Origin of the sequence: Kitasatospora putterlickiae, from assembly GCF_039527695.1 — a bacterium.
GTDB lineage: Bacteria > Actinomycetota > Actinomycetes > Streptomycetales > Streptomycetaceae > Kitasatospora > Kitasatospora putterlickiae.
The window spans coordinates 10,992-20,395 of sequence record NZ_BAAAKJ010000434.1 but is presented as its reverse complement, the minus strand read 5'-3'; the positions used below and the strand labels follow the sequence as shown (position 1 = coordinate 20,395).

Below are 9,404 nucleotides of genomic sequence, written 5' to 3'. Positions count from 1 at the left end.
CACCGGCGGCGGCACCGACCGGCACCGGCTGCTCCTCGCCGCCGCCGCGGCGCTCACGGCCGGGGGCCGAGCCCGGGGCACGGTGCTTGAGCGCGGCGCGCAGGTGCGAGCGGCCGCGGTGGATGCGGCTGCGGACGGTGCCGAGCTTGACGCCGAGCGTGGCCGCGATCTCCTCGTAGGAGAGGCCCTCGATGTCGCAGAGGACGACGGCGGCGCGGAACTCGGGCGCCAGGGTGTCCAGCGCGTGCTGGACGTCGGCGTCGAAGTGGGTGTCGCTGAAGTGCTGGGCCGGGCTGGGCTCGCGGGAGGCCAGGCGCTCGGCCGCGTCCTCGCCGAGCGCGTCGAAGCGGATGCGCTGGCGGCGGCGGACCATGTCCAGGAACAGGTTGGTGGTGATCCGGTGCAGCCAGCCCTCGAACGTGCCGGGGGTGTAGGTCGACAGCGAGCGGAACACCCGGACGAAGACCTCCTGGGTGAGGTCCTCGGCGTCGTGCTGGTTGCCCGTCAGGCGGTAGGCGAGACGGTAGACGCGGGCGCTGTGGGCCTCGACGATCTCCTCCCACGTGGGGGGAGTCCAGGTCTGCGCGTCGGGGCCCTCGGCGAAGGTCGCGAGGGCGGGAGCCTCGGCGGTACCGGCGGCGGGCGCCTCGGGCGCGGGGGCCGGCTGGTCCAGGGTGGAGTGCGCAGGCTGGTTCATCACGGGCTTCGGCGTACGGGTCGACGCGGTGCCGCGGGAGTGCCGCCGCACAGGGACGTCGCCCTCGGCCACACCTCCTCGGTCGGCTCTTCTGCCCAGCAGGGCCACCACCATATCCACCTCGCCCGTCAAGCCCGGATAAGAACCGCCCGGGACCACCCGGGACGTCCGACCCGGATGACGGCCCGGAGGGTGTCCGGGACGTCCCGTTTCCCCGGGTCCCTGCCGAACCAACGGCCCGCCGCCGTACGCGGTTCCCGTCCGGCCAGTAATCTGTGGCAGGAAATATCGACATCCGCTCGGCACCGGGCCGCCACCCGGGGCTCCGAAAGAGGCAGCCATCAGCGAGTTCGGGCCCGCACGCGCGGCTCTCGCCGACACCTACGTCGGCGAGGACGCGGTGCTGACCTACGCCCGGGCGCAGTCCGCGCGGACCGGGATCCGGGCGATCGGGCCGAGCGGCGGCGCCTGTCTGCGGCTGCTGGCCGCCGCGCTGGACGCCAAGGCGGTGGCCGAGATCGGCACCGGGACCGGCGTCTCCGGGGTGTACCTGCTGCGCGGGATGCGGCCGGACGGCGTGCTCACCACCGTCGACTCCGAGCCGGTGCGCCAGCAACTGGCGAAGGAGGCCTACCAGGCGGCCGGGTTCGCGGCCAACCGGTCGCGGTTCATACCGGGCCGGGCGCTGGAGGTGCTGCCGCGGCTCGCGGACGGCCAGTACGACCTGGTGTTCTGCGACGGCGACCCGGCGGAGTCCAGGGAGTACCTGGCGGAGTCGCTGCGGCTGCTGCGGCCGGGCGGGATGGTCTGCTTCGAGGGCGTGTTCCAGGAGGGCCGGCTGGCCGAGCCGGAACTGCGGGACCCGCAGACGCAGTCGGTGCGGGACCTGGTCCAGGCCGTCCGGGAGAGCGAGGCGCTGCTGCCCGCGCTGCTGCCGGTCTCGGACGGGCTGCTCTGCGCCGTGAAGCGCTGAGGTCCGGGGAAAGTACGGGGCCCGGGCCGACACGATGGTCGTACCCGGGCCCGGCAGCACATCTCCAGGAGATGGCGAGCACCCGCTGCGGTCAGCCGCAGGCCTTCTTCAGGGCCTCGCCGAGGGCGTCGGCCTCGTCAGGCGTGAGCTCCACCACGAGGCGTCCGCCGCCTTCGAGCGGAACGCGCATGATGATGCCCCGCCCCTCTTTGGTGACTTCGAGCGGGCCGTCACCCGTCCGCGGCTTCATGGCCGCCATGCTCGTTCCCCTTCCTGCAACCGCTCAGCTACGCACCGGCAGTCCGTCCACCGCCGGTATCGAACGCATTGATCGGAAGCCATTATCCCGCATGCCACGGCCTGATGACCAACATCACTCTCGGTGCAACCTCGTGCGGATTACCGCAATCACGCACATTTTCCGCCATAAGCCCCGGCGCGGCGGCGGTCGGTACGCCGCCGAAAGGTGCGATACCTCACACTCCCCAGGGGGCCCGGCACTCCGGCATCCTGGCGGGACGACCGCGACGATCAACGCCGACCACGAGCAAGGGAGCCCTCGCCCATGTCCGATTCCGTGCTGTACGAGCTGGACGGCGGCCTGGCCGTCATCACCCTCAACCGCCCCGAGGCGATGAACGCGCTGGACGTGGCGACCAAGGTGGCGCTGCGCGACACCGTGACCGCCGCGGCCGGGGACCCGGCGGTGCGGGCGGTGCTGCTGACCGGCGCGGGCGACCGGGCGTTCTGCGTCGGGCAGGACCTCAAGGAGCACCTGGGCCTGCTGAAGCGGGCCGAGGAGACCGGCGAGGGCGCGCTGAGGACCGTCGCCGAGCACTACAACCCGCTGCTGCGGGCGCTGGCCGGGATGCGCAAGCCGACGGTGGCCGCGGTCGGCGGGGTGGCGGCCGGCGCGGGCTCCTCGCTGGCCTTCGCCTGCGACTTCCGGATCCTCGCGGACACCGCCGGCTTCAACACCGCGTTCGCCGGGATCGCGCTGACCGCCGACTCCGGCGCCTCCTGGACGCTGCCGCGGCTGGTCGGGCACGCCAGGGCGACCGAACTGCTGATGCTGCCGCGCACCGTGAAGGCGGCCGAGGCGAGGGAGCTGGGCCTGGCCACCAAGGTCGTGCCGGCCGCCGAACTGGCCGCCACCGCCCGGGCGTTCGCCAAGGAGCTGGCCGAGGGCCCGACGGTGGCCTACGGCGCGATCAAGGAGTCGCTGGCCTACGGCGCCTCGCACTCGCTGAGCGAACTGCTCGACAAGGAGGACGAGCTGCAGACGCTGGCCGGCGAGAGCGAGGACCACCGGATCGCGGTCCGCGCCTTCATCGCCAAGGAGAAGCCGACCTACCTGGGGCGCTAGCCTGCCCCGCCGGGCTCCCCGGAGCTCACCGGACGCCCCGGGCGTGGCAGTCGGCGAGGTGGTCGTCGACCAGCCCGCAGGCCTGCATCAGCGCGTACGCGGTGGTCGGGCCGACGAACCGGAAGCCGGCCTTCTTCAGGGCCTTGGCCAGCGCCGTCGACTCGGGCGTGACGGCCGGCACCTCGCCGAGCGTGCGGGGCGCCGGCCGCTCCGGGTCCCCGGCGAACCCCCAGATCAGTGCGTCCAGTCCGCCGTCGAGGTCACGCGCGACCTTGGCGTTGGCGATCGCCGCCTCGATCTTGGCCCGGTTGCGGATGATGCCGGTGTCGGCGAGCAGCCGCTCGACGTCGGCCGCGCCGAACCCGGCCACCTCGGCGATCTCGAAGCCCGCGAAGGCCGCCCGGAAGCCCTCGCGGCGGCGCAGGATGGTGATCCAGGACAGGCCGGACTGGAAGGCCTCCAGGCAGACGCGCTCGAACAGCGCGTCGTCGCCGCGCACCGGGCGTCCCCACTCGGTGTCGTGGTAGAGCCGGTAGTCGTCCGCCGAGTCGCCCCAGCCGCAGCGGCGCAGCCCGTCCGCGCCGAGGACGGCGCCGACGGGCTCCGCGCTCACTTCGACCCCTCGGGCTTCGCGTCCTCGGGAGCCGGCTCCGCGGCGGCCGCGGGGGCCTTGGCGAGGGCGACGGCCGGCTCGACGACCCGGGCGAACTCCTCCAGGCCGGGCAGCGGTTCGGCGCCGGGCTCCGGACGGTCGTCCGCCTCGACGGCGCCGCGCACCGCGGCCAGCGCCTCCAGTTCGGCGATCCGGGCGTCCCGGTGGGCGAGTTCGGCGCCCAGCCGGTCGAGCACGTCGTCCACCTCGTCCATCCGGTAGCCGCGCACCGCCATCGGCAGGCGCAGCGCCTCGACGTCGCCCTGGCCCAGCGGACGGTCCTGCGGCAGCCGGGCGGAGACGCGGTCCTGCACGGCCTCCGGCAGCGAACCGCCGCCGCCCAGTGCCACCAGCGCGGCGCCGCCGACCACCACGGCCATCGCCACCACGATCACCCAGAACACGAGCGGTCCTCCCGATTTTCCGGCCGGCCCCCACTGGAGTGGGATCATGGTCCCGATGGGCCGGGGGCCATCATCGCACTCGCAGCGGCTGTGGAGGAGACATCGGTGGCACTGCGCCTGGGACCACGGGAATTCGGCGACGACGAGCTGGTGATCATGGCGATCGTCAACCGCACACCGGACTCCTTCTTCGACAAGGGCGCGACGTTCGCCGACGAGGCCGCGTTCGCCGCCGCCGACCGTGCGGTGGCCGAGGGCGCCGCGATCCTGGACATCGGCGGGGTGAAGGCCGGTCCGGGTGACGAGGTGACCGTCGAGGAGGAGCTGCGGCGCACCGTGCCGTTCGTGGCGGAGCTGCGCAAGCGCCACCCGGAGGCCGTGATCAGCGTCGACACCTGGCGGCACGAGGTCGGCGAGGCGGTCTGCGAGGTGGGCGCGGACCTGCTGAACGACGCCTGGGGCGGGGTGGACCCGCGGCTGGCCGAGGTGGCCGCCCGCTACGGCGCCGGACTGGTCTGCACCCACGCCGGCGGCGCCGAGCCGCGCACCCGGCCGCACCGGGCCGGCTACCAGGACGTGATGGCGGACATCCTGCGGGTGACCGTCGGCCTGGCCGAGCGGGCGGTGGAGCTGGGCGTGCGGCGGGACGCGGTGATCATCGACCCGGGGCACGACTTCGGGAAGAACACCCGGCACTCGCTGGAGGCGACCCGGCGGCTGCCGGAGATGACCGCCACCGGGTTCCCGGTGCTGGTGTCGCTCTCCAACAAGGACTTCGTCGGCGAGACGCTCGACAAGCCGGTCGACGAGCGGCTGCTCGGCACGCTGGCGACCACGGCGGTCTCCGCCTGGCTGGGCGCCCAGGTGTACCGGGTGCACCAGGTGGCGGAGACCCGGCAGGTGCTGGACATGGTCGCCTCGATCCGCGGCACCCGCCCCCCGGCGGTCGCCCGCCGGGGGCTGGCCTGAGCGGCCTCCTGACGGCGCCCGGCTCGCGGCTGCGCCGGGTCGGGCGCCCGCGCTAGATCTCGTTCACCGGACGACGGGCCTCGGCGAGGATCTTCATGACCTCGTCGATCTCGTCGGTGACGTGGAACAGCTCCAGGTCGTGCGGGGCCGCCTTGCCCTGCGCGACCAGGGTGTTCCGCAGCCAGTCGACCAGCCCGCCCCAGTAGGCGCTGCCGAAGAGGATCACCGGGAAGCGGGTGACCTTCTTCGTCTGCACCAGGGTGAGCGCCTCGAACAGCTCGTCCAGGGTGCCGAGCCCGCCGGGCAGCACGACGAAGCCCTGCGCGTACTTCACGAACATCGTCTTGCGGACGAAGAAGTAGCGGAAGTTCAGCCCGAGGTCGACGAACTCGTTGAGCCCCTGTTCGAAGGGCAGCTCGATGCCGAGCCCGACGCTGAGCCCGCCGGCGTCCGAGGCGCCGCGGTTGGCCGCCTCCATCGCGCCCGGGCCGCCGCCGGTGATCACCGCGTAGCCGGCCTCGGCCAGCGCCCGGCCGATCGCCACGCCCGCCGCGTACTCGGGCGAGTCGACCGGGGTCCGGGCGGAGCCGAAGACGCTGACCGCGGGCGGGAGTTCGGCCAGCGCGCCGAAGCCCTCGACGAACTCGGAGGTGATCCGCAGCACCCGCCACGGGTCGGTGTGCAGCCAGTCGGTGGGACCGGTGGTGTCCAGCAGGCGCTGGTCCGTGGTGCTCTCGCCGACCTGGTCCCGGCGCACCAGCACCGGGCCCTTCTGCTTCTCGGGCCACGCCTTCTTCGGGCGCGGCTCGCCCACCTGCTCGGGGCCGTGCCCGTAGTGCTTTTCGTCTCCAGTGCCTGTCATGACGAAACCCTACGCCCGCCCCTCCCCTTTTTCAGGCAACGCCGGAAGGTCGGTTGGGCGACCGGAAGATGGCCTTCGGCCGATGGCCGGACGGCCGGCTCAGGCGGTCAGCCAGGCGCGCAGCCGCTCCTCGGTCACGGCGATGGCGCTCAGCGAGCAGTGCTCGTCGCGCTTGTGCGCCATGTTCGGGTCGCCGGGGCCGTAGTTGACCGCCGGGACGCCGAGCGCGCTGAACCGGGCCACGTCCGTCCAGCCGAACTTGGCGCGGGCGGTGCCGCCGGTCGCGGCGAGGAACGCCCGCGCGGCCGGCTGGTTCAGGCCGGGCAGCGCCCCGGGGGCGAAGTCGGTGACGGTGACCTCGAAGCCGTCGAAGACCTCGCGCACGTGCTTCTCGGCGCCGGCCTCGTCGCGGTCCGGGGCGAAGCGGAAGTTGACCGTCACCACGCACTCGTCGGGGATGACGTTGCCGGCCACGCCGCCGTCGATGCGCACCGCGTTGAGGCCCTCGTGGTACTCCAGCCCGTCGATCTCGACCAGGCGCGGCCGGTACTCGGAGAGCCGGCGCAGCACCTCGCCCGCCTTGTGGATGGCGTTGTCGCCGAGCCAGCTGCGGGCCGCGTGGGCGCGGACGCCGCCGAGCCGGACCTGCGCGCGCAGGGTGCCCTGGCAGCCGCCCTCGACGACGGCTCCGCTGGGCTCCATCAGCACGGCGAAGTCGGCGGCCAGCCAGTCGGGGTGGGCCTGGGCGAGATGGCCGAGGCCGTTGCGGCCGGCCTCCACCTCCTCGCAGTCGTAGAAGACGAAGGTGAGGTCCCGGTTGGGCTCGGGCAGGGTGGCGGCGAGCCGGAGCTGCACGGCGACGCCGGCCTTCATGTCCGAGGTGCCGCAGCCGTAGAGCAGGTCGCCCTCGACCCAGGAGGGCAGGTTGTCGGCGATCGGCACGGTGTCGATGTGGCCGGCGAGCACGACGCGCTCGGAGCGGCCGAGGTCGGTGCGGGCGACCACGTTGTTGCCGTACCGGTCGACGGTGAGGTGCGGGTAGACCCGCAGGGCCGCCTCCACGGCGTCGGCGAGCGCCTGCTCGTCGCCGCTGACGGAGGGGAAGTCGACCAGCTGGGCGGTCAGCGCGCCGCCGTCGAGGGTGAGGTCCAGGGGCGTCTTCGGGCTGCTCATGGTTGCCCAGCCTAGTCGCGCCGGGCCCGCCCCCGACCCGTCGCCGGGTCGGAGCGCCCCGGAGGCGAGCGGGCGATCCCGGCACGCCCCGCCCCGAGCGGGATCCGGGCGAGCGGGCGAATCACATCCCCGGAGGCGAGTGGGCGAATTACAGCAACCGGAGGCCACCGTACATCCGTCCGAGTGGGTACGGTGTCGGTTCGGAAGTGCTCGGCGGAGAGGGGTGGCGGTGGCGAGGCGAGAGGGCGGCGGCGGTGGGCGCCGCAGGCCGCTGCGGGCGGTGCTGATCGGTCTGCTGGTGTTGGCCGTGGTCGCGGTGGCGGTGTTCTGGCTTCGCGACAACAAGCTGCTGACCCCCGAGGGCTGCTCGGTGAAGACGCCCGCCGGCGAGGGCACGCTGGAGCTCCCGCAGACCGCCAACGCGGCGACCATCGCCGCCGTCGCGCACGCCCGCGGTCTGCCGGACCGGGCGGTGACCATCTCGCTGGCCACCGCGATGCAGGAGTCCAAGATCCGCAACCTGACCGGCGGCGACCGGGACTCGGTGGGCCTGTTCCAGCAGCGGCCCTCGCAGGGCTGGGGCACCGTGCAGCAGATCATGGACCCGGTCTACGCGACCAACAAGTTCCTGGACGGCCTGGTCAAGGTCCCCGGCTACACCCGGCTGCCGCTGACCGACGCGGCCCAGCAGGTGCAGAAGAGCGGCTACCCGCAGGCCTACGCCAAGCACGAGACCAAGGCCACCCTGCTGGCCTCCGCGCTGACCGGCCGCGAGGCGGCCTCGCTGAACTGCGTGGTGCACGACTTCGCCGCGCCGGACGACGGGGAGGAGGGCGCGACCCCGGCGGCCGCCCCGGACCGGGCCCAGGTGCTGAGCGACCGGGTGCGCCGGGAGTTCGGCCGGACGGTGACCCCGGCCACCGGCCACGCCTCCACGATCAAGGGCGCGGAGAACGCCGTCGCGCTGACCCCGGACCCGACCGCGTCCACCGACTCCGGCCCGGACGCCGAGCGGCAGAACGGCTGGGCGGTGGCCCACTGGGCGGTGTCGCAGGCGCAGAAGCTGGGCATCGAGACCGTCGCGTACGACGGGAGGATCTGGCGGAAGGCGAAGTCCGAGGACGGCTGGAAGCCGCAGCCGACCGGGACCTCGACCAAGCTGGTGCTGGTCTCGCTGGCCGCCCCCGGGAAGGCCTGAGGCCGACGGCCCGCGGCCGTTGACGCACTGGTGTCCGGGTTGCCGCCGCCCGGGTGATTCACGTCAACCCGGGTGGACGGCGCCCCGGCCGGGGCGGGCGGGGCGCAGAACCGTCACTCCCGTTGGCCGCCCTGGACGCGCACCCCCGGCCCGGTGTCCGAGGCGACGCCCCGAGCGGTCCTACCATCCGATGGTCGGCCCGACGTTTTCCTTGCACGGCCCGAAACCTTCTGGCTTCTCAAGCGGTAACCACGTCGTCCGCCCGGCGGACGGGACGGACCCAGACCCTCCTGAGGAGCCCCATGTCTCACCCCCTCACGCGTCGGATCGCCCAGGCCGCGCTGCTCGTGGCGGCTGGCGCGACCCCGCTGGTCGCGGCCGGCTCCGCGTCCGCCGCCGACGCCCTGCTGCCGAAGGGCGACCTGGCCGCCCCGCTGGGCCAGCTCACCAACACCGACGCCGGGTCCACCCTGCAGCACACCACCCACCAGCTGGGCCAGGCCGCCGGGAACACCGGGGCCGCCACCGTCGCCGCGGGCGTGCCCGCCGCCGCCGACGCGACCGGCAGCATCGTCGCCCAGCAGCTCCCCGAGGCGAACGAGAAGGCCGGCTCGCTGACCGCGCCGCTCGACAAGACCGCCGCCACCACCGGTGAGCTCGCCAACGTCACCCCGAAGGTCGCCCGGACCCTGGCCGGCAAGCTCGGCGAGGCCGTCACCGGCAAGAGCGCCACCCCGCAGCGCGGCGCGCAGGCCGGCCTCAGCGAGGTCGGCGGGCTCGCCAACGCCGTCCCCGGCGCCGGCGGGGTCGTCCAGGCCGTCCCCAGCACCAGCACCGTCACCGACGCGCTGCCGATCGGCGCGGTCACCCGGGCGCTGCCCACCGGCCTGCCCGGCGCCGACGTGCTCGGCCTGGCCGAGCACGGATCGGCCAACCGCCTCGGCGGCGCCGACCTCGGCCCGAACAGCCCGCTGAACGGCCTGTCCGGCCTGACCAGCGCGCTCGGCCCGGTCGGCGGCCTGCTGAGCGGCCTCAACGGCGGCTCCTTCAGCGGCGTGCCGCTCGGCTGAGCCCCGCACCGCGGCTGAGAACGCGGGAAGGGCCGGCGTC

11 protein-coding genes are annotated in these 9,404 nt (G+C 74.1%); 5 read left to right on the top strand and 6 right to left on the bottom strand.

The genetic code is table 11. The annotated features are described in order from the left end of the window. On the bottom strand, positions 1-697 hold a 697-nt coding region (gene sigE, locus ABD308_RS35675), incomplete at its 3' end, for an RNA polymerase sigma factor SigE (protein ID WP_425554930.1). Between the two features lie 340 nt (positions 698-1,037). Between sigE and ABD308_RS35670 the strand changes: the two genes are divergently transcribed. Further along, a complete protein-coding gene (locus ABD308_RS35670) occupies positions 1,038-1,670 on the top strand; it encodes an O-methyltransferase (RefSeq protein ID WP_344344231.1) in 633 nt (210 codons plus the stop codon). A 91-nt stretch (positions 1,671-1,761) separates the two neighbouring features. Here the strand turns inward: ABD308_RS35670 and ABD308_RS35665 are convergent, their stop codons facing one another. Further along, positions 1,762-1,929 carry a DUF3117 domain-containing protein gene (locus tag ABD308_RS35665; protein WP_014137929.1) on the bottom strand — a complete coding sequence of 56 codons (168 nt, stop codon included), beginning with the start codon at positions 1,927-1,929 and terminating at the stop codon, positions 1,762-1,764. A 306-nt stretch (positions 1,930-2,235) separates the two neighbouring features. Between ABD308_RS35665 and ABD308_RS35660 the strand changes: the two genes are divergently transcribed. Next, positions 2,236-3,036, top strand: a complete 801-nt coding sequence (locus tag ABD308_RS35660; RefSeq protein ID WP_344344225.1) for an enoyl-CoA hydratase-related protein — start codon at positions 2,236-2,238, stop codon at positions 3,034-3,036. Between the two features lie 25 nt (positions 3,037-3,061). Here the strand turns inward: ABD308_RS35660 and ABD308_RS35655 are convergent, their stop codons facing one another. Beyond that, positions 3,062-3,649 (bottom strand): DNA-3-methyladenine glycosylase I, encoded by a 588-nt coding sequence (locus ABD308_RS35655; protein WP_344344223.1) that lies wholly within the window; start codon positions 3,647-3,649, stop codon positions 3,062-3,064. After that, on the bottom strand, positions 3,646-4,092 hold the full coding sequence (locus ABD308_RS35650; protein ID WP_344344221.1) for a DivIVA domain-containing protein: 447 nt from the start codon (positions 4,090-4,092) through the stop codon (positions 3,646-3,648). The genes ABD308_RS35655 and ABD308_RS35650 overlap by 4 nt, the downstream gene beginning before the upstream one ends. Before the next feature lie 156 nt (positions 4,093-4,248). On the opposite strand from ABD308_RS35650, the gene folP reads away from it, so the two are divergent. Beyond that, complete coding sequence (folP, locus tag ABD308_RS35645) at positions 4,249-5,061, top strand: dihydropteroate synthase (protein WP_344344229.1); 813 nt, start codon at positions 4,249-4,251, stop codon at positions 5,059-5,061. Positions 5,062-5,113: 52 nt separating this feature from the next. Here the strand turns inward: folP and ABD308_RS35640 are convergent, their stop codons facing one another. Beyond that, positions 5,114-5,923, bottom strand: coding sequence for an LOG family protein (locus ABD308_RS35640; protein ID WP_344344219.1), 810 nt, complete (start codon positions 5,921-5,923; stop codon positions 5,114-5,116). Positions 5,924-6,022: 99 nt separating this feature from the next. Then, positions 6,023-7,096 (bottom strand): succinyl-diaminopimelate desuccinylase, encoded by a 1,074-nt coding sequence (gene dapE / locus ABD308_RS35635; protein WP_344344217.1) that lies wholly within the window; start codon positions 7,094-7,096, stop codon positions 6,023-6,025. A gap of 229 nt (positions 7,097-7,325) precedes the next feature. On the opposite strand from dapE, the gene ABD308_RS35630 reads away from it, so the two are divergent. Beyond that, positions 7,326-8,294, top strand: coding sequence for a VldE C-terminal domain-containing protein (locus ABD308_RS35630; protein ID WP_344344215.1), 969 nt, complete (start codon positions 7,326-7,328; stop codon positions 8,292-8,294). Positions 8,295-8,596: 302 nt separating this feature from the next. Continuing rightward, positions 8,597-9,364 (top strand): hypothetical protein, encoded by a 768-nt coding sequence (locus ABD308_RS39820; RefSeq protein ID WP_425554929.1) that lies wholly within the window; start codon positions 8,597-8,599, stop codon positions 9,362-9,364. Positions 9,365-9,404 lie beyond the last annotated feature (40 nt).